The sequence below is a fragment of the Glycomyces sp. YM15 genome, from assembly GCF_016918015.1.
In the GTDB taxonomy this organism is placed as follows: domain Bacteria; phylum Actinomycetota; class Actinomycetes; order Mycobacteriales; family Micromonosporaceae; genus Glycomyces.
Window position 1 is genome coordinate 152,501 of sequence record NZ_JAERMK010000009.1, and the last position, 24,939, is coordinate 177,439.

Here is a 24,939-nt window from a genome sequence, read left to right on the forward strand (position 1 = left end):
CCTCCGTGGCGTCACGCGCTCTATCCTGCCACCGCGGAGCCGATATATCCAGTGCGGCACGTCGTGGCCGTATTCGCCTTTCGTCCTCGAATGGGCAAGCGCCCGAACCGTTTTCCTCCGTGCATCGGACTCGCCGCATACAGTGGGAGCAGTGCCCGAAATGGAAGGATGGTGGGCTTTGCTCCCTTCACGTCCGTACAGTGCGCGGCCATGCGGCTCCTGCGGTGAGCCCCTGCCGACGACTCCCGGTGCCACGGTCCTCGCGTGCGAGGCGTGCGGCACCGAGCTGCACGGCCGACCGGCCTCCCGGCGGCTCGTGGACCCCGACTGGGTCGCCTTGGCGCCCAAGGCGAAACTGCGGTACGCCGACGACACCCCCGAGCTGTTGACGGCGCCGGAGGCGCTGGTGCCGTTCCGGGTGGAGCGGGCCACGGCGCGGCGGCTGCTGCGGGAGTGGGCGCGGCGGCCCTGGTTCACACCGCGGGCGTTCCGGCGCATCGACGAATCGGAGTCGTTCCGGGGCGCGTACCTGCCGTTCTGGGTGTGGCGGGCGCGCACGCGGTCGCGGTACCAGGCGGCGAGGGGCGACTACGAGTGGACACAGGGCGGCGTGGGCCGGGTGCGCGGCATCCGGTGGTCGCCCGCGGCGGGAGTGGTGGACCGGGACTTCGCGGCGGTGCCGGTGGCGGCGACGGTGCGGCTGGAGGGGACGGCGCTGGCGGCGCTGCTGCGGGACTGGACGCTGGGCGATGCGGTGGCGTTCGAGCCGCGGATGCTGGACGGGTATTGGACGCAGGCGTACGACCTGGAGCCGGAGGTGGGGTTGGAGCTGGCGAAGGCGCGGATGGCGGCCGAGGTGGAGCGGGAGGTCCGGGCGCGGGTGGGCGGGGACGAGCAGCACGTGCCGAGCATCGAGACGGCGTACGCGGGGCTGGGGTACCGGCTGGTGCTGCTGCCGGTGTGGCTGGTGTCGTACGCGCACCGGGGACGGCGGCGGATGGTCGCGGTGCACGGCGAGAGCGGTCGGGTGGTGGGCGAGCGGCCGGTGAGCGGGGCGAAACTGCTCTCCGCGGCGCTCCTCGCGTCGGCTGTGGCGGGAGCCATACTGTATTTCGGCTTGTTATCCCTTTCGTCCTGGTCCGTAAGGCGGCCGGACGGTGGAGGACACGCGCACGCGATGTACATGCTCTATGGTTCCTGGGATGCAACGCGTCAGCTGAGCTGCGCGTGTAGCCCTCAGAGCGCGCCAGTCTCCCCCGACGGCGCCTCGACACCCCACAGACTGTTCCGGGAGAGGCAATGGGCAGCCCGATGAAACACGCCGTCGTCAAGGCGTCGTCGCCTTGGTGGGCGAAGGCCATGGTCGTCACCGGCTCCATGGTCATGGTCGTCTCCGGCGGCGGCGCGATCGCGGCGCAGATCGGCGTGACCGTCCTGGAGGACTCGGTCAACCAGGCCGACCTGCTCGGCGACCAGCGCGTCGAGTCCGAGGGCGAGAAGATCACCGGCCCTCTGAACTTCCTGGTGCTCGGCACCGACGAGCGGGTGGGCGCCGGGGGCGAGGCCCGCACGGACGCCGACATCATCGTGCACGTCAACGAGGACCTCACGCAGGTCAGCTTGATCTCGCTGCCGCGCGACCTGTACGTGGAGATCCCTTCGGGCGTTCCGGCGTCGGAGACGAAGCTGACCGAGGCGTTCGCGTACTCCGAGGACTGGGGCGAGTCGTTCCAGAACACCGCGGAGACGATCACGCACCTCACGGGGATCCAGTTCGACGGCGGCGCGATCGCGAACTTCGAGGGCTTCCTCGACATGGTCGACGAGCTCGGCACGATCGAGCTGTGCCCGTGGCACGACATCACCTCGATCCACGGCGACAAGAAGACCTACGAGGAGGGCTGCGCCGAGTACAACAAGGAGGACGCCCTCGATCTGGTGCGCCAGCGGTACGGCTGGGACTCCGACGAGGACTACGCCAACGGCACCTGGGGCGACTTCGGCCGCCAGAAGATGCAGCAGCAGGCGATCAAGAAGATCCTGGAGCGGGCCAAGGAGATGGGCTACGCGACCGACCCGACGAAGGCCGTGGACCTGCTGAACAGCTTCGGCGACGCGCTGACCCTGGACGTGGGCGCCTACAGTCTGATCGACATGATCACGCAGATGCGCGACGTCGACCCGAACGAGATCATCTCGATCGGCACGCCCTCTTCCGAGGGGAACATCAACGGCACGTCGTTCGTGTTGATCCACGAGGGCACGGACGAGGAGGTCGCGGCGGACGCGCTGTGGGAGGCGATCGCGAACGACACGATCAACGAGTGGGCGTGCGAGAACGACCAGTGGCTCAGCGGCGACTCGAAGCCCGACTGCGCCGTGGCGCCGGTCGACGGCGGGCAGGCCGCCGGCGAGGAGGCGACGAGTGACGAGCCCACGGTGAATTGAGGTCGCGCCGCAGGCCAGCCCCCTCGCAACCCCTCGCGTTTATCGAAGCGTGACATGTAGTGAATAATGCTGACCTGACCATTGGAGTTGCATGGCTGGCAAGAGCGGCGCGCCCTGGTGGGCGCACATGATGATGTACGCGGGCGGCCTGACCATGGTCGTCGCCGGGGGCGCGGCGGCGGTGGCGCAGATCGGCTACAACACGGCGAACGGCGCGGTCGAGAACGAGGAGATCCTCGACAACCGGGCCGAGATGGACGTCGAGAACATCGAAGGGCCCTTGAACATCCTGGTGCTCGGCGTCGACAAGCAGGGCGGTTCGACCCGCTCCGACACGATGATCATGGTGCACGTCAACAAGGACCTGACCGACGTGTCGATGGTGTCGCTGCCCCGGGACCTGTACGTCGAGATCCCCGACTGCGGCCCCGACTGGGGCAGCAACCCCTGCATGCAGAAGCTCAACCACGCCGCGTCGATCAGCGACGACTGGACGAACGAGACCCTCCCGAACGTGGTGAGCACGATCGACAACCTCACCGGCGTCGAGTTCCACATGGCCGCCACGGTCGACTTCAACGGCTTCATGGACCTGGTCGACCTGGTCGGCGAGATCGAGCTGTGCCCGTGGGAGGAGATCCAGTCGATCCACGGCGACAAGCGGGTCTTCCCCGAGGGCTGCAACTACTACGGCAAGGAAGAGTCGCTCGACCTGATCCGGCAGCGCTACGGCTGGACCGACTGGGAGAACGGCCTGGGCGGCGACTACGGGCGCCAGGCGATGCAGCAGCAGGCGATCAAGGCGCTCATCAAGGAGCTCAAGGCCGACGGCTACCACAAGGACGTCGGGAAGCTGACCGACCTGTTCGAGGGTCTGGAGGGCAAGCTCACGCTGGACCTGCCCGAGGGCCTGACCGCGGTCGACCTGGCCATGAACCTGCGCGACCTCAATCCCGAGGACATCACCTCGATCCGGGTCCCCGCGACGTCGCAGGACACCGAGGTCGGCGCTTCGGAGGTGATCGCCGAGGGCGAGCAGCAGGTCGCGGCGGACGCGCTCTGGGACGCCCTGCAGAACGACACCATGGACCAGTGGATCGCCCAGTACCCGGAGTGGGTCAAGCAGACCGGAAGCGCGGCCACGGAGACGACCGGGGCCGCCGACGAGACGGCTGACGGCACAGTCGACGGGACCGCCACCGAGACCGGCGACTGACGGCCCGCGCGTGCAACCGCAGGCTCCCGCCGGAGCGTTACTCCTACGGCAATGTGGATCGGACCACTGGAGTGACATGGCCGGCAAGAGCGGAGCGCCCTGGTGGGCGCACCTGATGATGTACGCGGGCGGCCTGACCATGGTCGTCGCCGGCGCGACCGCGGGCGTGGCGCAGTTCGCCTCCACGACCGCGGAGAACGCCGTGCCGACCGAGGACATCCTCGGCGACGTGCAGGCCGAGATGGACGTCGAGAACATCGAAGGGCCCTTGAACATCCTGGTGCTCGGCACCGACAAGCAGGGCGGCTCGACCCGCTCCGACACGATGATCATCGTGCACCTCGACCAGGACCTCACCGACGCCACGATGGTGTCGCTGCCCCGCGACCTGCTCGTGGAGATCCCCGACTGCGGCCCCGATTACAGCAGCCCGTGCCGGAACAAGCTCAACCACGCGGCGTCGATCTCCGACGACTGGGAGGTCACCCGCAACAACGTCGTGCAGACGGTCCACGACCTCACGGGGCTCAAGTTCGAGCTCGGCGCGACCGCCGACTTCAACGGGTTCGTGGAGATGGTGGAGCTGGTCGGCACCATCGAGATCTGCACCTGGAAGGAGTTCCGGTCGCACCACACCGAGCGGATCTTCGAGGAGGGGTGCCACGACTACGACCAGGAAGCGGCACTGGACCTGGTGCGCCAGCGTTACGACTTCTACGACACGATCGACTACGACCTGGGCCTGTACGGCGACTACGCGCGGCAGAACTTCCAGCAGCAGGCGATCAAGTCGCTGCTGAAGCAGCTCAAGGCGCAGGGCTACCTGGAGGACCCGACGAAGATCCCCGGGCTCCTGGAGGGCTTCGGGGACAAGGTCACCATCGCCAAGCCCGACGGCCTCTCGATCGTCGACCTGGCGGTGAACTTCCGGGACATCGACCCTGACGGCATGACCACGGTCCGGGTCCCGGCCAGCTCGGAGGAGGGCACCGACTGGGGGAGCATCGAGCGGATCCACGAGGGCGCGGAGGCGGAGGCCGCCGCGTCGCTGTGGGAGGCCCTCCAGAACGACACCATGGACGCGTGGACGGCCGCGAACCCGCATTGGGTGAAGCAAAGCGACCCGCTCGCGGGGCAGGCCGAGGAGCCGACCGACGCGGCCTCGCCGACGGACACCGCCGACTGAGCGCACCCGACGCGCGAACGCGGGGCCGGGCGGCCCCGCATTCGTTCGCGCCGTTCAGGATTCCGTGAGCTTGGACTGCGCCTTGGCCTCGTCCTCGTCGTCGACCTTCCGCCATTCGGCCTTGGAGGACTGCCAACCGTCCTCGTCGTGGCCGAGGCGCCAGTAGCCGGAGACGGAGAGGCGCTCGCGCGGGACCTCGTGGTCGAAGCGGAGGAGGCGGCGCAGGTCGCGGACGAAACCGGCCTCGCCGTGGACGAACGCGTGCACGTCGCCGGCGGGGAAGTCGAAGCCGCGCACGGCCTCGACGAGGCGCTCGCCGACGCGGGCGTCCCCGCGGTGGACCCACGTGACGCGGAGGTCGGCCGCGGACTTGAACTGCTGCTCCTCCTCGGGCCCTTCGACTTCGAGGAAGACGTGGGCGCGCGCGCCGGGGTCGAGGCGTTCGACGGCTGCCGAGATCGCCGGGAGGGCGCTCTCGTCGCCCGCGAGCAGATGCCAGTCGGCGTCGTGGGCGGGGGCGTAGGCGCCGCCGGGTCCGGCGAAGCGCACGAGCTCGCCGGGCCGGGCGTTCGCGGCCCAAGGGCCGGCGACGCCCTCGTCGCCGTGGTAGACGAAGTCGATCGAGAGTTCGCGGGCGGCCCTGTCCCACTTGCGCACGGTGTAGGTGCGGGTGACCGGCCACTGCTCGCGCGGGAGCTCCTCGCGGATGCGGGCCAGGTCGAACGGCTCGGGGTAGACGACGCCGGGAAGCGGGAACTGGAGCTTCAGATAGTGGTCGGTGCACGCACCGCAGTCGAAGTCGGCGAGGCCCTCGCCGCCGAGCACGACACGGATCATGTGCGGGGTGATCCGCTCGGTGCGCAGCACCTCGGCGGTGGTGACCCTGGGGGTCCGGCGTCCTCGGCCTTCAGCCATAGCGGCTCCTCCGATACATGGCTCATACTCCCCGCCGACGGCGCCTGCGAGCCGTCCGGCAACCTCGGCACGAGCTACTTAGGTTTCCCTAACTATCACACTTGGAAACCGGGGGCCGCCAGTGGGATCGGACACGAACCGGGACCGCCGCACCCCCAGCGCGGCGGCCCCGGCGCGTGCCCCCCTCAATCGGGTCGCGGGCTCACGTCCCGCATGACCGAGCGCAGCAGCGGCCGCGACAGGGCCCCGGCGGCGATCACCGCGGCGACGCCCGCGGTCACCGTGGAGCCGAGGATGAGCGCACCGCTCGCGTCGAACCCCATGGCGCCGATGATCGGCGAGGTGAGGACCATCCCGGTGAGGATCGAAGCGCCGCCGATGACGCCCAGCGGCAGGAGCGTCTCCTGGCGGCGGGCCCGGTCGAGGACCCGCTGCTCGGTTCCGGCGAGGTGCAGCAGCCGGTAGGTCCGGCGGCGGTCGAGGACCGAGCCGATCGCAGCCGTAGCCGCCGAGACGGCCGCCGTCAGGAACACGACCGCGAGCACGACGGTGACGCCGGTGCGGACGGAGCCGACGAGCCGATTCGACATGATGCTCGAATCGACCTCGCGTTCGGGCGGGTCACCGGGCAGGGCCGCGGTCATCGCAGTGCGCACCGCCTCGAGCCGCCCGCCCGTCGTCGTCGCCTCGATCACCGCGCGGTCGCCGTCGGCCGTGAGGTACCCGCTCGATTCGACCACCGCGACCTCCGCGGCGTCGCCGAGCCTGCCGCTGAGGTCGGCCGCGAGCGCGTCGGCCTCATCGGCGGGGACCGTCGCCGCGATCGACTCCGCGCCCTGCGCGCTCGTGTCCGTCTGCAGCATCGGGAACATCGCGACCGAACCGGCCACGAACCCCGCGATCGCGACCCCGGCGACCGCGCGCCACGCGGCCTTCGGGTCGTCCGCGAGCCGCCGGGCCGCCAGCAGCCGCGCCGGGCCCCTCGCGGTGTACGCCAGGATCCGGCCCAACTTCTGGACGATCCACGGGCCCACCAGGTTCACCGCCGCGAGCGTCCCGGCGAACAGGCCGATGAGGATCGCCACGGCGATCATGTCGCCGCCCACCAGATTCGAGCCGACCATGAACGCCAGCGCCGGCACCGCGAACACGACCAGGCGGATCGCGTTGAGGCCCTTGGGCTTCACGCGCCGCGCCACCCCGAGCGGGCTGATCACGACGCTGCGCAGGCCGATGAGCGCCGAGCCGGCCACCAGGACCGGCACCGCGACCGCCACGGCGGGCATCCACGGGGCCCCGGCCCACAGGTCGCTCACGTACCAGCGGCCGCCGTCGATCGGGATGAGCGCCACCAGCGGCGTCACCGCCATCCACGCGATCGTGCCCGCGACCGCACCCGCGACGGCCGCGAGCGTCGTCTCGATCAACGTGAGCCGCATGACCTGGCCCGGGGTCGCGCCGACGAGCCGCAGCGTGGCGAGCCGCTCGTCGCGGCGGGCCACCGTGAGCCGGGCGGCGGCCGCGCCGAAGACCGCGGCGGGCACGGCCATGAGGATCGCGGCCAGGACCATGAGGATCATGTAGAAGCCGTAGACGGCGTCCGCGCCGCCGACCGCGAACGAGTCGATCTCCCTGGGCGACACGCCGTCCGCGCTGGTCCGCTCGGCGGTCATCGCGGGGTCGGCGGCGTCGCGGCCGACCACGGCCACGAGCTCGTTCGGGTGCGCGAGCGCTTCGGGGCCGAGCTCGCCGGCGAGGTGCGCGTCGCCGTAGCGGGCGAGGAAGTCCGATGCGGGGACGCCTTCGAGCAGCTCGGCGGCGGCCGGAGAGAGCCACACCTCGCCGGGCTGGGGGAACGCGTCCATGCCGGGCGGCACCGGTGCGTCGTCGCCCACGGCGGCGAGGTCCACGCGGTTGACCGAGTCGCCGCCGAAGTAGTCGGCGGCCGTCGCGATGACCGCTTCGGCCGTGCCGGTCGCGGCGACCGGATCGCGCCAGGCGGTGCGGTCGGCGCGTTCGTCGAACGCGAAGTTCCCGGCCACGGCGAACTGGAGCAGCAGCGTCGCGACGGCGACGGCGAGCGCGGTCAGGCCGGTGCTCAGCAGGGCGCTGCGGCCCCCGAGGCGCGTCAGCCGCCAGGCCAGCTCCGTCATCGCCACACCTCCATGACCGACTCGGGACCGAAGCTCGGCCCGGTGCTGCGCCGCGGAGCAGACGACGCGGGGTCTGCCTGCGGACCCGCGGCCGGGCCGCGCACCGCACCGCCCGGCCGTGCGGCATCGCCGCCTCGCACCGGGAGCGCACTCGCGCCCTGCGGCGCCGACCCGGCCCGCAGGCCCACCGCGGCCGGCTCGTCCGCGAACCCGTCGAAGCCGCTCCCCGAACCGTCCCCGGCCCGCGGCGTGCCGCTCAGCCGCCCGTCGCGGATCTCGATGGTCCTCGTGCAGCGCGCGGCGATCCGCGGGTCGTGCGTGACCACGACGAGCGCCGCGTCGAGCTCCCCGACCGTGTCGAGCAGGACCCCCATCACCTGGTCGCCCGTGGCGCGGTCGAGCGCGCCGGTCGGCTCGTCGGCGAACACCACCGCCGGGCGGACCACGAGCGCCCGGGCCAGCGCGACCCGCTGGGCCTCGCCGCCGGACAGCTCACCGGGACGCCGTCCCTCCTTGCCCTCCAGGCCGAGCCGCCGCAGTTCGGCGCGGGCCGGTTCGAGCGCGGTCCGGCGCGGAGTGCCGCCGAGCATGAGCGGCAGCGCCACGTTCTCGTCGGCCGGGAGCTCCGGGAGGAGCTGCCCGAACTGGAACAGGAACGCGAATCGGGTGCGTCGCAGATGGCTGCGCCGGCGTTCCGAGAGGCTGTCGATGCGCTCGTCGAACAGGCGCACCTCCCCCGAGTCGGGCCGCATGATGCCGGCCAGGCAGTGCAGGAGCGTCGACTTCCCCGACCCGCTGGGCCCGGTCACGGCCACGGACTCGCCGGGGCCGACGCCGAAATCCACGCCGTCGAGGGCGGGGGCGGTGCCGAAGCGCTTGGTGAGGGCGCGGGCGGTGAGCATCGGGGGCTTCATCGGCGGGCCTTCCTCTCGGTCGGGAGGAAGGGGAGGGCCGTGCCCGCGATGAGGAACGCGAGGGTGAGCACCAGGCTCACGACCATGCTGATCTCGAGGAATTCGTTCATGGGACCAGCTTGTCCGGGACCGGGGGCCGTCCACTTCGGCTCGGCGGCCGGTTTCGGGCGCCGCGGGTCGGCCGTTCGGCCGAGGGTCCTGGAAAGGCGGTTACCGTCGGGGCATGACCTCCACGTCCACCTCGCGCGGCCTGCACAGCCGGATCAACCGGCTGGTGATACTGCTGCTCAAGATCTTCATCATCGGGTGCCTGCTGCTGACCCTCGCGGCCGAGATGCTGTCGAGCGGCACGGGCTATCGGCCTCCGATGGTCTCGTGGATGGCTTGGGTGCAGTTCGCGAACTCGGTCTTCGTGATCGGCGTGTACATCTGGTACCGGCCGGGGCGCAAACGCTGGATCGCGGCCGCCTCCATCGCATCGCTCGCGGTGACCGGGTTCGACGTCGTCTACGACCAAGGGGTGCGCGGCGTCGGGACCGCCGAGCTGCTGGCGCTGGGGCTGCTCATGCTCTTCTCAGTGCGGCACTGGGACGCGCCGCCCGGCCGGTGGGTCGCGTTCGCCAATGGCGCGGCGGTCCTGGTGATCGGGTATCGCCTGTTCGACGACGACCTCGAGAGCGCCATGATCGGCGGCGAGGTGCTGATCGTCATGGCGATGACGACCATGATCGGCTTCGGCGCGTACCTGCGCGGCCTGGACAGGCTGCGGCGCGAGACCCAGGAGGAGGTGCGGCAGGCCGAGCGGCTCGAACTGGCCCGCGAGATGCACGACTTCGTGGCGCACCACGTCACCGGCATGGTGGTGCTCGCGCAGGCCGCGCAGGTGACGGACACCGACCCGAAGCAGGCGTTCGCGGACATCGAGGAGGCCGGGCTCGCCGCGCTGACCTCGATGCGGCGCATGGTGAAGATGCTCCGCAACGACGACGGCGGCGCGGGCGTGAACCCGCTCGGGGACCTCGCCCAGATCGAGGACCTCGTGGATCGGTTCAACCGGGAGGGCACCGACACGACCTGCTTCATCTCCCCGGAACTGGCGGGGAACGCGGTCGCGCCGGAGATCGCGGCGACGGCGCACCGGATCGTGCGGGAGGCGCTGACGAACGTGCGCAAGCACGCCCGCGGGGCGACCCGGGTGCGGGTGGTCGTGGCGGCGGCGAGCGGGAACGGCCTCGAGGTGTCGGTGCGCGACGACGGCCGGGCCGCGCGCGGCAGGCTCGCCGATTCCGGGGCCGGGATGGGCCTGCTGGGTCTGGGCGAACGCATCGAAGCGGTCGGAGGCCGGCTCAGGGCACAGGCGAGGCCTGAGGGCGGTTGGGAGACGGCCGCGTGGCTCCCCCGCGAGACGACCGTGCCCGGGTAGCGCGCGGCCCGTCTTCGGACCGGGCACGAGGAAGGCCCCCGATCGATGACCGGGGGCCTTCCACTACTGGTGGCAGGTGCAGGATTCGAACCTGCGAAGTCGATGACGGCTGATTTACAGTCAGCTCCCTTTGGCCGCTTGGGTAACCTGCCGCGGCTTGTAGCGAGAGCAAGAATAACCTCCCCTCCACGGGGGCGCGCAAGCGGGTTATCCCCAGTTGAGACCGCGTTCACTGCGGCCGGCCCGCAATGCGCCCGCCCGGGCCGGTGGGGCAGGACTAAGCTTGGCGGTCGCGCCCCTCACGCCGCCCCACCGCGCTGTGAAGTACTGCGCTTTGAAGTACCGAGCTTTGCACCCGCAAGGAAGGACCGGACTGCCATGGCTGACGCCTCGTTCGACATCGTCTCCGAGATCGACCTGGCCGAACTCGACAACGCGATCAACCAGACCCAGCGCGAGCTGGCCACCCGGTTCGACTTCCGGGGCACCGGCGCGAGCGTCGAGCGCTCCGGCGACGAGGCGGCGCTGATCACGGCCGAGACCGAGGACCGCGTGAAGGCGGCCCTCGAGGTGCTCAAGGAGAAGCTGATCAAGCGCGGGATCTCCCTGAAGGCGCTGGACGCGGGCGAGCCGCGCCAGTCCGGCAAGGAGACGAAGATCGATGTGACCTTCAAGCAGGGCATCTCGACCGAGGACGCGAAGAAGATCGGCAAGATCATCCGCGACGAGGGCCCCAAGGGCGTCAAACCCCAGGTCCAGGGCGACAAGCTCCGCGTGACCGGCAAGAAGCGCGACGACCTGCAGGAGGTCATCGCGCTGCTCAAGGGCAAGGACCTCGAGGTCGCGCTCCAATTCACGAACTACCGTTAGACCGATGAACGTCTCGCTCGTCAATGTGCTGGTCCTCGCCCTGTTCGTGGTGGGCGGGGGCCTGGTCGCGCTGATGGTCACGATCACGCAGCGCAGCTACAAGAAGGACGAGCAGTCCGAGCACTGGGTGGTCTACCCGACCGCCAAAGGCGAGAAGCCGATCGAGCCGGCGCCCGCGCAAGAGGACTGAATCAGCCGCTGAGGCGGTGGGTCAGCCCCGTATGGCGTTTGCCGGTCCCCTTGGTGCGCACGGCGACCGCGAGGGCCTGCTTCGAACCGACGAGCACCACGAGGCGCTTCGCGCGCGTGATCGCCGTGTAGAGCAGGTTGCGCTGCAGCATGGTCCACGCGCTCGTGGTCACCGGGACGACGACGGCGGGGTACTCCGAGCCCTGCGAGCGGTGGACGGTGACGGCGTAGGCGTGCACGAGCTCGTCGAGTTCGGCGAACTCGTAGTCGACCTCCTCGTCCTCGTCGGTGCGCACGGTCATGGTCTGGGCGACCGCGTCGATGGCCTGGACGAGCCCCACGGTGCCGTTGAAGACCCCGGCCTTGCCCTTCGTGTAGTTGTTGCGGATCTGGATCACCTTGTCGCCCAAGCGGAAGACGCGGCCGCCGTGGCGGCGCTCGGGCAGGCCCTCCTTCGCGGGCGTGAGCGCCTCCTGCAGGCGGGCGTTGAGGTTCCCGGCGCCGGGGCCGCCGCGGTGCATGGGGGCGAGGACCTGCACGTCCCGCACCGGGTGGATGCCGAAGCGCTTCGGGATGCGGTGGGCGACGATCTCGACCACCCGGTCGGCGACCTGCTCGTTGTCGTCGCACGCGAACCAGAAGAAGTCGGGGTAGCCGTCGAGTTCGGGGAGCTGCCCCTGGTTCACCTTGTGGGCGTTCGCGACCACGCCCGACTCGGCGGCCTGGCGGAAGATCCGGGTGAGGCGCACGCGCGGGATCGCGGGTGCGGCGAGGAGGTCGCGGAGGACCTCGCCGGCGCCGACGCTCGGCAGCTGGTCCACGTCGCCGACGAGCAGCAGGTGCGCGCCGGGCGGGACGGCCTTCACGAGCCTGTTCGCCAGGATCGTGTCCAGCATGGATGATTCGTCGACGACGAGGAGATCGACGTCGAGGGGGTTGTCGCGGTCGTAGGCGGCGTCGCCGCCGGGCCGCAGTTCGAGCATCCGGTGGAGCGTGCGGGCCTCGAAACCGGTGAGCTCGGCGAGGCGCTTCGCGGCCCGGCCGGTGGGGGCCGCGAGCATGACCTTGGCGCCCTTCGCTTTCGCGAGGGCCACGATCGAGGCGACGGTGAAGCTCTTGCCGCAGCCGGGACCGCCCGTGAGGACCGCCACCTTCTCGGTGAGCGCGAGGCGCACGGCCTCGGTCTGCTCGGGCGCGAGCTCGGTCGCGGTGCGGCGCCCCAGCCACGCGAAGGCCTTGTCCCAGTCGACGCCGGCGAACGCGGGAAGACGGTCCTCGCCGGTGCGCAGCAGCGCGGTGAGCCCGGCGGCGAGGCCGCGTTCGGCGTGGAAGAACGGCGCGAGGTAGCGGGCGGGAACCGTGGCGTCCTTCGCCGGCACGTCGTCGGCGATCACGTGCTCACCATCGCGGGCGAGCTCGTCGAGGGCCCGCGCGACCGGGCCCGGCTCCAGGCCGAGGAGCTCCACGGTGTCGGCGACGAGGTTCGGGGCGGGCAGGAAGCAGTGCCCGGCGTCCGAGGCCTGCGACAGCGTGTACTGGAGGGCCGCCTTGATCCGCTCGGGCGCGTCGTGCGGGATGCCGACCGCGCGGGCGATCGAGTCGGCGGTGCGGAACCCGATGCCCCACACCTCGTTCGCGAGGCGGTACGGCTCGTTCTTGACCACCCCGATCGCGGCGTCCCCGTACTGCTTGTAGACGCGCACGGCGAGCGAGGTGGAGACCTCCACGGACTGGAGGAAGACCATGACCTCCTTGATCGCCCGCTGCTCCTCCCAGGCCACCGCGATCGCCTTGGTGCGCTTGGGCCCGAGTCCGGGGACCTCGACGAGGCGGGCGGCGTCCGCGTCGATCACCTCGAGCGTCTCGACGCCGAAATGCGCCACGATCTTCGCGGCGGTCTTGGGCCCGACCCCTTTGATGAGGCCGGACCCCAGATACCGCTCGATGCCCTGCACCGTGGCCGGAAGGACCGTCCGGTACGACCGGACCTCGAACTGGCGGCCGTACTTCGGGTGGCTCGACCAGCGGCCCGTCAGCGACAGCGACTCGCCGACCTGGGCGCCCAGGAGCGGGCCGACGATCGTGACGAGCTCACCACCGCCGCGCGCCGGGCTGGCGCGGGCGATCGTGTAGCCGGTCTCCTCGTTCGCGTAGGTGACGCGCTCGAGGACCGCCGCCAGCGTCGTCGTGTGCTCAGTCGTGCCTCCGGCCCGGGGTTCCGCCATGGGGCAACGGTAGACGGCGGGTGCGTCAGTCCTGCTCCGGTCCGCCCTCGCCCTTCTCGTCGGCGAGCACGAGCCGGTGCGTCGCCGTCGGCGGGTCGTCCGTGCCCTCCACCGCGTTCGACGGCAGCAGGCGCCAGTCCGGCCGCGCGAAGAACGCCTTCGTCTCGCGGTAGACCACCGGCGTCAGGATGAGCAGGCCGATCAGGTTCGGCAGCGCCATCAAGCCGTTCGCGATGTCGGACAGCCCCCACAGCAGGTCGAGGCTGGTGACCGCGCCGAGGTACGACACGACCACGTACACCAGCCGGTAGGGGAGGATCAGCACCCGGCCCGTGTACCGCTCCAGGCACTTCTCGCCGTAATAGGACCAGCCGATGATCGTCGAGAACGCGAACGTGGCGAGGCCGACCGCGACGATGAAGCCGCCGATCGCGCCGCCCGTCGAGCCCGCGCCGCCGAGGCCCTCTTCGAACGCGAGACGCGTCAGGGAGGCGGAGGTCACGAGCTCGCCGTTCTCGTCGACCGAGCCGAGCACGCCCGTCGAGATGATCACGAGGCCCGTCAGGGAGACGACGATGATCGTGTCGATGAACGTCTGCGTCATCGACACCATCGCCTGCCGCACCGGCTGGTCGGTCCTGGCGGCGGCGGCCGCGATGCCGCCGGTGCCCAGACCCGACTCGTTCGAGAAGATGCCGCGCGCGAAACCGATCTGGATGGTCAGCAGGATCGCCGAACCGGTGAAGCCGCCGACGGCCGCGCCGCCGGTGAACGCCTGCTCGAAGACCATCACGAGCGTCGTCCCGAGCACGTCCGAGTTGAAGACCAGCACCGCGAGCGCACCGAGCACATAGAACACGATCATGAACGGCACCAGCGCCGCCGCGACGTGCCCGATCCACTTGATGCCGCCGAGGATCGTCACGCCCACGAGCACCAGGATCACCAGGCCGGTCAGATCCGGGCTCCACCAGGAGTCGGCGGGCAGCTGCGCGTCGATCGCGCTCGTGACGTTCCCGGACTGGACCGCGTTGCCGATGCCGAAGCTCGCGATGACGCCGAACAGCGCGAACAGGAACGCGAGCACTTTCCCGACCGGGCCGCGGATGCCCGCCGAGAGGTACCGCTGCGGCCCGCCGGACTGCTCGCCCCTCTCGTTGGTGGTCCGGTACTTGACGCCGAGGAGCGCCTCGGAGTACTTGGTGGCCATGCCGAGGAAGCCGGTCACCCACATCCAGAACAGCGCGCCCGGGCCGCCGATCGCGATCGCCGCGCCCACGCCGCCGATGTTGCCGACGCCCACCGTCGCCGCCAGCGCCACCGAGAGCGCCTGATAGTGGCTCAGGTCGCCCTTGGACTGCGAGTTCTCATTGCGCTTGAACAGCGCGAGCCAGAGGGCGTAGCCGAGCTTGGTGAACTGGACGCCTCTGAGCGCGATCGTGAAGACCAGGCCCACGGCGAACAGGGTGAAGATGAGGACCGGGCCCCACACCGCTTCGCCCACCACCGCGACCTCGTCGCCGAAGTCCCGGTTCAGGCCGTCCGCCCAGGACTGGATGGCATTCGTTACAGGGTCAAGGAAGTCCATGAAGTCCACATGCTCCTTTCAGGGGAGGTATGCGCGGATAGTCGGGGTGCTCCCGCGCCCGCAGAGCATATAAGGGAATGTCGGGCCCTCCCGGTACGGTGTGCCGATGAGTGAACGATGGTTTGAAGGACCCCTCCTCGGCTTCGACACCGAGACGACCGGGGTGGCGGTGGACCGGGACCGGATCGTCCAGGCGGCGCTGGTGAGCGGCGCGCAGCCGGGCGTCGAGACGCCGCGCACCTGGCTCATCGACCCGGGTGTGCCGATCCCGCCGGGGGCCGCCAGGGTCCACGGGATCACCGACGAGCGGGTGCGCGCCGAAGGGCTCCCCCCGGTCGCGGCCCTCACCGAGGTCGCGTCGGCGCTGCGCGCGGCCGTCGACGCCGGGGTGCCGGTGGTGGCGTTCCGGGCCGGATTCGACTGCACGCTCCTGTCGTACGAGCTGGAGCGGCACGGCATCGAGCAGCCGGACTGGGCGCGGATGACGGTCGTGGACCCGTCGGTGCTCGACAAGCGCGTGGACCGCTACCGCAAGGGGAAACGGACGCTGGGGATGACGGCCGCGCATTACGGTGTGGCGCATTCGGAAGCGCACTCGGCGGCGGGCGACGCGGCCGCCACGGTCGCCCTGGCGCGCGCGATCGGCGCGACGTACCCGGAGGTCGGCGGCATCACGGCACGGGAACTCCATGCGGCGCAGGTGCTGTGGCACGCCGAGGATGCCGCGAGCCTGGAGGCGTACTTTCGCCGCAAGGGCCGGGAGGAAGCGGTGGAGCGGCGCTGGCCGCTGTGCCGCTAGAGGCGGGCGGCGTCGGCCGTCGTGCCGCTCGGCCCGTGGCGTCGTCGCCTTCGCGCCGTTCCGCGTGATCGCGGGATGGGGCTTCCGGCGATCGGCCGTCCGCGAACCCCACCCGCCGCTCGAGGGGAGGGCGGGCCCACCGCCGATCGTGGCAGGGGTCCGGCAGCGAACCGGCCGAACAACCGAATGCGGGCCCCGATCCACTGATCGGGGCCCGCATTGCGAGTTCGGTTCGCGTACCGGCGCAGGGGTTAGTGGCCTTCGGCCGCTTCCTCGGGCTCGTAGTACTCGCGCTCGGCGGGTTCCAGGGCCTGGCCGACCGGCAGGCTCGCCGGGATCGCGGTGCCGTCGGAGAAGTGGAAGACCACCTCGATGGCGTCGCCGGAGACGAGTTCCTCCTGCAGGCCCTCGATGAGGAAGTACGTGCCGGAGGCGACGCCCTGGTCGAGGCGCACGTATTCGGACGGGGCGATGACGATGGGCGCGTAGGCCTCCACACCGTCGAACCCGTCGGCGGCGGGCGCCTCGCCGGTCGCCTCGTCACCGGGTTCCTCGGTGGACTCGCCATCGGCGGCCGCGTCGCCGGAGGTCGGTTCGTCCGCGGCCTCGCGGGCTTCCTCCATGGCCTCCGCGGCCTGGACGGCGGGGTCGACGTAGGTCACCGTGCCGGCCTCGGTCTCGATGCTCTCGAGGCTGATCTCCTCGGTGCCCTCGTTGCCGATCCACAGCCGCAGGGCAGCGTCGTCGCCGGCGGCGTAGCCCTCGGCGGACTCGAATTCGACCTGGAGGTCGCGGAGCGCGATCGTGCCGTCGGCGGAGTCGATGTTGACTCCGGCGATCGCGGACTGCTTGACCTCGGTCTGGGCGCCGACGCTCGCGCCGCACGCGGACAGAGCGGTCGCAGCGGCCCCCGCGATCGCGATAGCGGCCGCGCGACGCACCGTGATCGCCGTGCTGATTCCCCTGACCACTGCTGGTCCTCCCTGAGTTCCGACAGGCATGCTGACGACAGCGTAGACGACGAGCACTCCTCGTTTCCGTTGGCCGGGCGCGAGGCGAGCCCTGGATCTCACCCGAGCCCGATCAGCGCCCGAACACCTTGCAGCGCAACGGTATCCATCACTCGCAAGCACATCAGGGCAGGTCGCCGCCGCACCGGCGACGCCGGCGACTCGCACGCGGGCGCCACAGAGGAGCGGCACGCCGGCCGCCCGGGCGGGGCCGGACACGAAAGAGGGACGCAGGCCTCATTTGTCTCCTCTGCCCGCCGCCTGGAAGCCCAAGGTGCCGTAGAGTAATCAGTCACATACCAATTGACCAGGGAATTCGTGGCGATCCGCTGTCGGGGAAACCCCCGATCCCGTGTTAAGCTGGACACAGCGAAAGGGGTTTCGATCCTATGGGTTTTAGTGTCGGCGAGACCGTTGTCTACCCCCACCACGGGGCCGCACTCGTTGAAGCTGTAGAGACTCGCACCATCGGCGGTATCGAACAGGAATACCTCGTGCTGCGCGTCGAACAGGGTGACCTCACGGTCAAGGTTCCAGCCAAGAACGTCGAGCTCGTCGGCGTCCGGGAAGTCGTCGGCGCCGAAGGCCTCGAAGAGGTCTTCGAGGTGCTGCGCGCGCCGCACACCGAAGAGCCCACCAACTGGTCGCGGCGTTACAAGGCCAATGTCGAGAAGCTCGCTTCCGGTTCCCCGCTGAAGATAGCAGAGGTCGTCCGCGACCTCTGGCGGCGCGACCGCGAGCGCGGACTGTCCGCCGGGGAGAAGCGCATGCTCTCCAAGGCCCGCGAAATCCTCACCGGCGAGATCGCCCTCGCCGAGGACTGCGTGAAGGACGAGGCCGACAACATCCTCGACAAGGTCCTGCTCTCGGAGGCCCCGGTCAAGTAGCCGGTCCCCCGTCAGCACCGCCAACAGCGTGAACTTCGAGCACACCGCGGACTCCCACGAACGCGCCAGCGCCAGTGCGAGTCCCCATACGCCCTTCGTCATCGGGCACGGCACCGACGTGCACCGATTCGACGAAGGCCAGCCATGCCGCCTCGCCTGCCTCTCCTGGCCCGGCGAGGCGGGTCTGGCCGGGCACTCCGACGGTGACGTGGCCGCCCACGCGGCCTGCGACGCCCTGCTCTCCGCCGCCGCACTCGGCGACCTGGGCTCCAACTTCGGCACCGCCCGGCCCGAATGGGCCGGCGCCTCCGGCACCGCGCTCCTCACCGAGACCGCCCGCCGCGTCCGCACCGCGGGCTGGTCGATCGGGAACGTCTCCGTGCAGATCATCGGCAACCGCCCCAAGATCGGCCCCCGAAGGACCGAAGCCGAGACCGCCATGGCCGCCGCCGTCGGCGCGCCCGTCCGACTCTCCGCCACCACCACCGACGGCCTCGGCTTCACCGGACGAGGCGAAGGTCTGGCCGCGACCGCGGTAGCGTTGCTGTACCAGCACTGACCGCCGTTCGGAAGTTATCCCATGGACGCAGACCCCACCCGCCGCACCGTCGAGGAATACCTCCAGCGCGCCGAGATGCTGTACGAACTCGGCCAGGTCCTCGACGCCCGAGCGGAAGCCGACGCCGCCCTGCGCGTCGACCCCCTCGACCCCGACGCCAACGCCATGGCGGCCGCCTGCGCGCTCGCCGCCCACGACCCCGACGAGGCGCTCACCTACGCCGGAGCCGCCCTCGCCCACCGACCCGAGCACCCCCGCGCGATGATCACCCGCGGCTACGCCCTCGCCGACGCCGGCCGACGCGACGAAGCCCTCCAGGTCGCGGCCAGCATGCTCGACCTCGACCGCGAATCCTGGCAGCACCACGTCCACTACGCGCTCATCACCCGCCGCGCCGGCGCGGGCCAGCCCGCCCTCGACGCCGCGTGGAACGCCGTCAACCTCGCCCCCTCACAGCCGCGCACCCACCTCGCGCTGGCCGCCATCGCCGAGAGCCTCGCCATGGACGACCTCGCCAGACGCTCCCGGAAGGCCGCCGCCGACCTCGGACCGGAACAGAACGGCGTCCCCATGCCCGCGATGCCGACCGACGTCCAACGCCCCCCGCGCCGCTGGGTCGACGCCGACCCCGACGACCCCGAATGGCGCCAGAAGATCCTCGGCCAAGGCATGTTCCGCGGCGCGCTCGGCCGGTCGATCCTGCTCGGCGTCGCCGTGGCCTCCGCGCTCCCGGCCCTGTTCGGCAGCGCGATCGACACCGGCGCGCGACTGTGCTTCGCCCTCATCGCCGCCGCCGCATGGGTGGGATGGTTCACAGTTCTGCGCAGGCACCGCAACCCCGAGTGACCTTTCACGCGCGGCGCTCGTTAGTCCTTCACCACGAACTTTGGAGGACGAGCTAGTGACGACGTGCTGGGTTCCCGGGGCCGACGAGAGCCTCTACAACATCCACAATCTCCCGTTCGGGGTCTTCTCGACCGCCGACGAGACGCTGCCGCGGATCGGCGTGCGCATCGGCGACCAGATCCTCGACATGCACAAAGCGGTGCTCTCCGGCGACTGCCAGACCTGCGCGGCCTGCACCGCCCTGCGCGACCCCGCCCTCAACCGGCTCCTGACGCTCGGCAAAGGAGCGTGGAAGCAGATCCGGGCCCAAGCCCAGGAAGCGCTGACCGAATCGAGCATCCAGGGCGTCGCGACCAACTGGCTCACGCCGCTGAACGAAGCGATCATGCACGCCCCGCTCCTGGTCACCGACTACGTCGACTTCACCATGCGCACACCCGACGCCGCCCGGATCCACCCGCGCGCGTCCAACGGCCGGGCCTCGACCCTCATCCCCTCCGGGATGGACCTCGTGCGCCCCGCCGGGCACCGCCGCGGCGACGACGGCCAGCCCGTGTTCGGGCCCACCCGGGCCCTCGACATCGAAGCCGAAGTCGGCTTCCTCATCGGCGGCGAATCCGCCCTCGGACACCCGGTCTCCCCGGACGCCTTCGAAGAGCACGTGTTCGGCGCGGTCCTCCTCAACGACTGGACCGCCCGCGACTTCGCCGAACTCGAGACCGACGGCCTCGGCCCGTTCGCCTCCAAATCGTTCGCGACCTCCATGAGCGCATGGGTCACCCCCATCGAAGCGCTGAACGCCGCCCGCACCGCCGCACCCGAACCCAACGCCGACATGGCCTCCTACCTGAAGGAGTCCGACCGGTACGGATTCGACCTGCACCTGAACATCGAAGTGAACGGCGTCGCCGTCGCCGGCGCCGACTTCGCGGAGTCCTACTGGACCCCCGCGCAGCAGCTCGCGCAGCTCACCGCCGGCGGCGCGCTCCTGCGCGCCGGCCTGCTGTACGGCTCCGGCGAAGCCGTCACCGGACAGTTCAACCTCCAGAACGGCGACACCGTGAAGGTCACCGCGACCGCCCCGGGCCCGCGCGGCACCACCATCGCCCTCGGCGAAGTCGAGACCCGCGTCCTGCCGTCCATCACCTGACCGGCATCCAGGCGAACACGCCTGGAACGCGAACCGGCCGGTACCGCGGGCGCGGTACCGGCCGGGAAACCACCGATCAGACCAGAACGGTCTTCGCACTCGGGGCGAGCTCCACGATCAGCTCCACCTCGACCGGAGCGCCCAGCGGCAACTCGGACACGCCGACCGCGCTGCGCGCGTGCCGCCCGGCCTCCCCGAAGACCTCGCCCAGCAGCTCCGAAGCGCCGTTGACCACCTTCGGCTGACCGGTGAACCCGGGCGCCGAAGCCACGAAACCGACGACCTTCACGATCCGCACCACCTGATCGAGCGGCGCGATCGAGGCCACCGCGGCCAGCGCGTTCAACGCGCAGACCCGAGCCAGGTCATAGCCCTGCTCGGGATCGACCTCCGCGCCGACCTTCCCGGTCGCCACCAGCGAACCGTCGACCATCGGCAACTGCCCCGAGGTGTACACGTAGTCCCCGGAGCGGACGGCCGGCTGGTACGCGGCCAACGGCGGCACCACCGCCGGCAGCGAAAGGCCCAGGCGCGCCAGCGCCTTGTCCACATCGGTCACCGCTACTGCTCCTTCTTGCGCTTGAAGTACGCCACGAGCTGCTCCGAGTTCTGACCGGGCAGGACCGTGACCAGCTCCCAGCCCTCGTCCCCGAAATTGTCGAGGATCATCTTCGTGTTGTGGATCAGCAGCGGCGCGGTGAGGTACTCCCATTTCTCCATGCGCCCACAGTACGGCGTCTTGATCAGGAGGCGTCGCACCGCTACGCTCAGAGTGCGTCGCCTCCCCCGAAGTCCTTACGGTGCGCCGACTCGGACCGCACCAGTCGAACCAGGGAGTTCCCGTGTCGTCAGACACCAGTGCGCCGTCCTCGACTGCGCCGTCCTCAACCGCGCCCTCTTCAAGAAGCGCGCCGGGCGGCGGACGTGCCGCCGAACCGACCAACATGGACGCGGCGGCCGCACCGCCCGAGATCCCCGAGCGGCGCGTCCAAGCCGCGGGCATGCCCGGCCGCCACGAACCGCCGCGCCGCGAGCCGGGCCGCCCGTGGACCTGGGCCATCACAGCAGCCGCCGCCGCGTTCTGCGTCGCGCTCGTCCTCGGCGCGATGCGCCTCTACACCGGCGTCGACGACGTCACCGACACCCCCGTGCGCACCGTCGACGCGTTCCTCGAAGCACTCCTCGACCAGCGCGACGCCGAGGCCGCCGCCGACTGGCTGTGCGCCGACAAAGCCGACCGCGACCTCAGCGAAGCCGTCGCGACCCTCGCCGACACCGACGGCGGGACCGGCGAGTTCGCCTGGGACGAGGTCACCGAGACCGGCCGCTCGGTCGGCGCGGCCACCGTCGCCGCCGAGATCCGGATCGGCGAGGCCGGCGCGTTCTCCCAGCCCGCGACATGGGTGTTCTCGCTCGTCGCCGAGGAAGGCGACCCGCAATGGCTCATCTGCGGGATCACGGCGGCAGACTAGACTCCGATGAATGACAGCCTCAGCGTTCCCGGTGCCTCGCCTGCACATCGTCACCGGGAAGGGCGGCACGGGAAAGACCTCGGTCGCCGCCGCGCTGGCGCTGGCGCTGGCCGGGACGGGCAGGCGGGTCCTCCTGGTGGAGGTCGAAGGGCGCCAAGGGATCGCGCCGCTGTTCGAGGCCCCTTCGCTCGGTTACGAGGAGCGGCACCTCGCCGCGGGCCTCGACGGCGGGGAGGTGTTCGGGCAGTCGGTGGACGCCGACGAGGCCCTCCTCGACTACCTGACGATGTTCTACCGGCTCGGCTCGGCCGGGAAGGTGCTCCAGAAGTTCGGGGCGATCGACTTCGCCACGACGATCGCGCCGGGCCTGCGGGACATCCTCCTCACCGGCAAGCTCAAAGAGGCCGTGTCGCGCAGCGAGTCCGGGCGGATGACGTACGACGCGGTGGTGCTCGACGCGCCCCCGACGGGCCGGGTGGTGAAGTTCCTGAACGTGACCGTCGAATCGGGGCGGCTGGCGAAGACCGGCCCGATCGGGAAGCACTCCCGGTCGGTCGCGCGGATGCTGCACTCCTCGCTCACCGCCGTCCACGTCGTGACGACCCCCGGGGCGATGCCGGTGCAGGAGACCGTGGACGCGTACAAGGAGCTCATGGCCGCCGACCTGCCGGTCGGGCGCCTGGTGCTGAACAAGGTCGCCGGCGCCAAGGCCGTGGAAGTGGGCGCGGAGGCGATCAGGGCGGGCCTGGAACGGGCCGGCCTGAACCCCGACGACGCCCTCGTCTCCGGCCTGGTCGAGGAGTACGCGGCGGCGAGGACGGAGATCGAGTCGGTGGACGCCTACCGGGACCGGCTCGAGCAGCTGGGCCGCCCCGTCGAGGAGCTGCCGCTGCTGCCCGAAGGGGTCGACCTGTCCGGCCTGTACCAGCTCGCCGGCGAGCTGCGGCCCGGCGTCATGGGAGAGCGACGCCATGTCTGAGATCCCCGCACTCGACGTCGACGCCCTGCTTGGCGACGAGAACAAGCACGTGATCGCCTGCTGCGGTTCGGGAGGCGTCGGCAAGACCACGACCGCCGCGGCCCTGGCGCTGCGCGCGGCCGAGGTCCACGGGCGGCGCACGGTGGTGCTGACGATCGACCCGGCGCGGCGGCTCGCCCAATCGCTCGGGGTGGAGTCGCTCGACAACGCCCCGAAGGCGGTCACGGCCGCCCGCGGCGGGTCCCTCGACGCGATGATGCTCGACATGAAACGCACGTTCGACGAGGTCGTGGCTTCGCACACGACCCCGGAGCGGGCGGCGGAGATCTTCGCGAACCCGTTCTACCAAGCGGTCTCGTCGACGTTCTCGGGCACGCAGGAGTACATGGCGATGGAGAAGCTCGGCCAGCTGCGAGCGACCGGCGAATGGGACCTCATCGTGCTCGACACGCCGCCCTCGCGCTCGGCCCTCGACTTCCTCGACGCCCCCGCGCGGCTCGCCCGGCTGCTCGACGGCCGCGTCATCCGCCTCCTCTCGGCCTCGACCCCCGGCGCACGGCGGTCGATGCTCTCCCTGATGGGCGCGAGCGCCGCGGTGTTCACCCGGGTGTTCAACAAGGTCCTCGGCGGGCACCTGCTCACGGACGTCGCCGAGTTCACCGCGAGCCTCGAGGACACCTTCGGCGGCTTCCGGAAGCGGGCCGAAGCGACCTTCCGGGCCCTGCAGGACGACCAGACCTCGTTCCTGGTGATCGCCGCCCCCGAGCCCGCGGCCGTGGGCGAGGCCGTGTACTTCACGCGGAGGCTCACCGAGGAGCGGATGCCCCTCGACGGGATGATCCTCAACCGGCTGACCCCGGTCGCGGCCGACCTGACGGCCGAACGGGCCCTCGGCGCGGCCGCGTCCCTTGAGGAGGACGACGCGGACGACCCGGTCGCGGCGGTCCTGCGCACGCACGCGGATCTGGCCCGGCGGCGGGCCGCTGAAGAGCGCGTCGCGGCCCGGTACGCGGCGGCATGCCCGGAGGTCCCGCAGCGCTGGCTGCCTGCGCTGGGCGTCGAGGTCGTGGACCTGGACGATCTGCGCGCCTTCGGCGCGGTGGCCGCGGGCGCCTAGGCACCGGCCTGTGCGTCCGGCCGGTCGCATTCCGGTCCCCGTTCGCCGGTGGCGGCCCGTCGAGCCGTGTCCGGTGCGGTGAGGGCCTCGGTTCGGTCGGGGCGCGGTTCTGGGTGTTCGCGGTCGGGTGTTCGCTCGGGCCCGGTGGGTTCGGTGCGGGCGCCTCGGCTGGGTGCCGAGGCGCCCGCGTTCACCTCGCGAGATGTTCCGGCAGGAGCCGAGCGCGGGTGCACCCGCGCTCGGTCTTCGGGGGCGGCCCCCGGGGTTCCCTCTTCGCCGCCAGTCCTGCCGGACCGGTCTCCTGCTTCGCTCCTCCTCCACCTGAAGCAGTCGTTTTTTCCATTCAACGATCACATGTCCGGTAGCGAAAGCCAAGCACGCTTTTTCCACCTGTGGATAACTTCGTGAGCATTGTTTGTTTTGCCTGTTCGTGAGGCGCAGTGTTTTCCACAGGGCATGAAAAACGCGCCCGGACGGTGATGCCGCCCAGGCGCGGTGCCCGTGCCTTTCTTCGAGAGGCCAGCCGGTAAGTAGTTGACGTCCACCGGTATCCGGCGCCGGTTGCCCTTGCGGGCGCTTCGCTGCTCCTCCTCAAGTGCGACCTCGAAGACCGCTCTCCAGGAGCGGACGTCCGCGTGTCTGCGCAGCAGTGCCCTCCGCTCCCGCTCGGTCATGCCGCCCCAGACACCGAACTCGATGCGATTGTCGAGCGCGTCGGCGAGACATTCCAGCCGTACCGGACAGCCGCGGCACACTTTCTTCGCGTTGTTCTGCTCTGCTCCTTGCACGAACAGGGCGTCAGGATCACCTTCCTGACATAGCGCCTTGGTCGTCCAGTCGATCAGCAGTCCCATCCGCATGACCTCCCCGTGAGATCTTTCCCTTCATACCCCCCGACGACTACATTCGAGTGATCTCTCGATCACAGAATGTGGCCGTCAGAACGGACCTTACACCTCTCGTAAGGGTTTGACTACTCTCCGAGACGAAAAT

23 protein-coding genes, 1 tRNA gene and 1 pseudogene are annotated in these 24,939 nt (G+C 70.7%); 15 read left to right on the top strand and 10 right to left on the bottom strand.

Going from position 1 to position 24,939, the window contains the following annotated elements:
* Nucleotides 1-178 precede the first annotated feature (178 nt).
* From JHY01_RS12185 to JHY01_RS12200, 4 genes are all read left to right on the top strand, one after another.
* Nucleotides 179-1,315, top strand: a complete 1,137-nt coding sequence (locus JHY01_RS12185) for a hypothetical protein (RefSeq protein WP_205325918.1) — start codon at nucleotides 179-181, stop codon at nucleotides 1,313-1,315.
* Nucleotides 1,300-2,448: an LCP family protein gene (locus JHY01_RS12190; RefSeq protein ID WP_205325919.1), complete on the top strand. Its 1,149-nt coding sequence runs from the start codon at nucleotides 1,300-1,302 to the stop codon at nucleotides 2,446-2,448. The genes JHY01_RS12185 and JHY01_RS12190 overlap by 16 nt, the downstream gene beginning before the upstream one ends.
* 91 nt (nucleotides 2,449-2,539) lie before the next feature.
* Nucleotides 2,540-3,664: an LCP family protein gene (locus tag JHY01_RS12195; RefSeq protein WP_205325920.1), complete on the top strand. Its 1,125-nt coding sequence runs from the start codon at nucleotides 2,540-2,542 to the stop codon at nucleotides 3,662-3,664.
* 76 nt (nucleotides 3,665-3,740) lie between these two features.
* Entirely contained in the window at nucleotides 3,741-4,850 is a 1,110-nt protein-coding gene (locus JHY01_RS12200) for an LCP family protein (protein WP_205325921.1), read from the top strand.
* Between the two features lie 54 nt (nucleotides 4,851-4,904).
* On the opposite strand, the gene JHY01_RS12205 is transcribed toward JHY01_RS12200, so the two are convergent.
* The 3 genes from JHY01_RS12205 to JHY01_RS12215 all read right to left on the bottom strand — a co-directional run bounded on the left by JHY01_RS12205 (nucleotide 4,905) and on the right by JHY01_RS12215 (nucleotide 8,832).
* On the bottom strand, nucleotides 4,905-5,765 hold the full coding sequence (locus JHY01_RS12205; RefSeq protein WP_205325922.1) for a siderophore-interacting protein: 861 nt from the start codon (nucleotides 5,763-5,765) through the stop codon (nucleotides 4,905-4,907).
* Nucleotides 5,766-5,950: 185 nt separating this feature from the next.
* Complete coding sequence (locus JHY01_RS12210) at nucleotides 5,951-7,918, bottom strand: FtsX-like permease family protein (protein ID WP_205325923.1); 1,968 nt, start codon at nucleotides 7,916-7,918, stop codon at nucleotides 5,951-5,953.
* Nucleotides 7,915-8,832, bottom strand: coding sequence for an ABC transporter ATP-binding protein (locus tag JHY01_RS12215; RefSeq protein ID WP_205325924.1), 918 nt, complete (start codon nucleotides 8,830-8,832; stop codon nucleotides 7,915-7,917). Before JHY01_RS12215 ends, JHY01_RS12210 begins: the two co-directional genes overlap by 4 nt.
* A gap of 223 nt (nucleotides 8,833-9,055) precedes the next feature.
* On the opposite strand from JHY01_RS12215, the gene JHY01_RS12220 reads away from it, so the two are divergent.
* Nucleotides 9,056-10,255 (top strand): sensor histidine kinase, encoded by a 1,200-nt coding sequence (locus JHY01_RS12220; protein ID WP_205325925.1) that lies wholly within the window; start codon nucleotides 9,056-9,058, stop codon nucleotides 10,253-10,255.
* A gap of 67 nt (nucleotides 10,256-10,322) precedes the next feature.
* Here JHY01_RS12220 and JHY01_RS12225 read toward each other — a convergent pair.
* Nucleotides 10,323-10,407 (bottom strand) — tRNA-Tyr (locus JHY01_RS12225).
* A gap of 226 nt (nucleotides 10,408-10,633) precedes the next feature.
* Here JHY01_RS12225 and JHY01_RS12230 point away from each other — a divergent pair.
* Nucleotides 10,634-11,125, top strand: a complete 492-nt coding sequence (locus JHY01_RS12230) for a YajQ family cyclic di-GMP-binding protein (protein WP_205325926.1) — start codon at nucleotides 10,634-10,636, stop codon at nucleotides 11,123-11,125.
* A gap of 4 nt (nucleotides 11,126-11,129) precedes the next feature.
* Nucleotides 11,130-11,315 (top strand): hypothetical protein, encoded by a 186-nt coding sequence (locus tag JHY01_RS12235; RefSeq protein ID WP_205325927.1) that lies wholly within the window; start codon nucleotides 11,130-11,132, stop codon nucleotides 11,313-11,315.
* A gap of 1 nt (nucleotide 11,316) precedes the next feature.
* Here the strand turns inward: JHY01_RS12235 and JHY01_RS12240 are convergent, their stop codons facing one another.
* Together JHY01_RS12240 and JHY01_RS12245 are read right to left on the bottom strand one after the other, a co-directional pair.
* Nucleotides 11,317-13,539, bottom strand: coding sequence for an ATP-dependent RecD-like DNA helicase (locus JHY01_RS12240; RefSeq protein WP_205325928.1), 2,223 nt, complete (start codon nucleotides 13,537-13,539; stop codon nucleotides 11,317-11,319).
* Between the two features lie 25 nt (nucleotides 13,540-13,564).
* Nucleotides 13,565-15,127 carry a sodium:alanine symporter family protein gene (locus JHY01_RS12245; protein ID WP_205325929.1) on the bottom strand — a complete coding sequence of 521 codons (1,563 nt, stop codon included), beginning with the start codon at nucleotides 15,125-15,127 and terminating at the stop codon, nucleotides 13,565-13,567.
* A gap of 106 nt (nucleotides 15,128-15,233) precedes the next feature.
* Between JHY01_RS12245 and JHY01_RS12250 the strand changes: the two genes are divergently transcribed.
* Entirely contained in the window at nucleotides 15,234-15,926 is a 693-nt protein-coding gene (locus JHY01_RS12250; RefSeq protein ID WP_205325930.1) for an exonuclease domain-containing protein, read from the top strand.
* Between the two features lie 251 nt (nucleotides 15,927-16,177).
* Here JHY01_RS12250 and JHY01_RS12255 read toward each other — a convergent pair whose 3' ends face one another.
* The gene (locus JHY01_RS12255) at nucleotides 16,178-16,897 is read right to left on the bottom strand and encodes a hypothetical protein (RefSeq protein ID WP_205325931.1); all 720 of its coding nucleotides are present in this window, start codon (nucleotides 16,895-16,897) and stop codon (nucleotides 16,178-16,180) included.
* Between the two features lie 428 nt (nucleotides 16,898-17,325).
* Here JHY01_RS12255 and JHY01_RS12260 point away from each other — a divergent pair, with 428 nt between their 5' ends.
* The 4 genes from JHY01_RS12260 to JHY01_RS12275 all read left to right on the top strand — a co-directional run bounded on the left by JHY01_RS12260 (nucleotide 17,326) and on the right by JHY01_RS12275 (nucleotide 20,378).
* Nucleotides 17,326-17,823 carry a CarD family transcriptional regulator gene (locus JHY01_RS12260; RefSeq protein ID WP_205325932.1) on the top strand — a complete coding sequence of 166 codons (498 nt, stop codon included), beginning with the start codon at nucleotides 17,326-17,328 and terminating at the stop codon, nucleotides 17,821-17,823.
* 100 nt (nucleotides 17,824-17,923) lie between these two features.
* On the top strand, nucleotides 17,924-18,382 hold the full coding sequence (gene ispF, locus JHY01_RS12265) for a 2-C-methyl-D-erythritol 2,4-cyclodiphosphate synthase (protein WP_205325968.1): 459 nt from the start codon (nucleotides 17,924-17,926) through the stop codon (nucleotides 18,380-18,382).
* Nucleotides 18,383-18,403: 21 nt separating this feature from the next.
* On the top strand, nucleotides 18,404-19,228 hold the full coding sequence (locus JHY01_RS27335) for a tetratricopeptide repeat protein (protein WP_205325933.1): 825 nt from the start codon (nucleotides 18,404-18,406) through the stop codon (nucleotides 19,226-19,228).
* Nucleotides 19,229-19,283: 55 nt separating this feature from the next.
* A complete protein-coding gene (locus tag JHY01_RS12275) occupies nucleotides 19,284-20,378 on the top strand; it encodes a fumarylacetoacetate hydrolase family protein (RefSeq protein WP_205325934.1) in 1,095 nt (364 codons plus the stop codon).
* 76 nt (nucleotides 20,379-20,454) lie between these two features.
* Here the strand turns inward: JHY01_RS12275 and JHY01_RS12280 are convergent, their stop codons facing one another.
* A complete protein-coding gene (locus JHY01_RS12280; protein WP_205325935.1) occupies nucleotides 20,455-20,937 on the bottom strand; it encodes a RidA family protein in 483 nt (160 codons plus the stop codon).
* A 2-nt stretch (nucleotides 20,938-20,939) separates the two neighbouring features.
* A complete protein-coding gene (locus JHY01_RS12285; protein ID WP_205325936.1) occupies nucleotides 20,940-21,098 on the bottom strand; it encodes a hypothetical protein in 159 nt (52 codons plus the stop codon).
* Nucleotides 21,099-21,220: 122 nt separating this feature from the next.
* Between JHY01_RS12285 and JHY01_RS12290 the strand changes: the two genes are divergently transcribed.
* The 3 genes from JHY01_RS12290 to JHY01_RS12300 are packed head-to-tail and all read left to right on the top strand — an operon-like array spanning nucleotide 21,221 to nucleotide 23,946.
* Nucleotides 21,221-21,850 carry a hypothetical protein gene (locus tag JHY01_RS12290; RefSeq protein WP_205325937.1) on the top strand — a complete coding sequence of 210 codons (630 nt, stop codon included), beginning with the start codon at nucleotides 21,221-21,223 and terminating at the stop codon, nucleotides 21,848-21,850.
* Nucleotides 21,851-21,860: 10 nt separating this feature from the next.
* Nucleotides 21,861-22,829, top strand: a complete 969-nt coding sequence (locus JHY01_RS12295) for an ArsA-related P-loop ATPase (RefSeq protein ID WP_205325938.1) — start codon at nucleotides 21,861-21,863, stop codon at nucleotides 22,827-22,829.
* Entirely contained in the window at nucleotides 22,822-23,946 is a 1,125-nt protein-coding gene (locus tag JHY01_RS12300) for an ArsA-related P-loop ATPase (RefSeq protein WP_205325939.1), read from the top strand. Before JHY01_RS12295 ends, JHY01_RS12300 begins: the two co-directional genes overlap by 8 nt.
* 578 nt (nucleotides 23,947-24,524) lie before the next feature.
* On the opposite strand, the pseudogene JHY01_RS28130 reads toward JHY01_RS12300, so the two are convergent.
* Nucleotides 24,525-24,800 (bottom strand): annotated as a pseudogene (locus JHY01_RS28130) (WhiB family transcriptional regulator); the annotation flags it as partial.
* Nucleotides 24,801-24,939 lie beyond the last annotated feature (139 nt).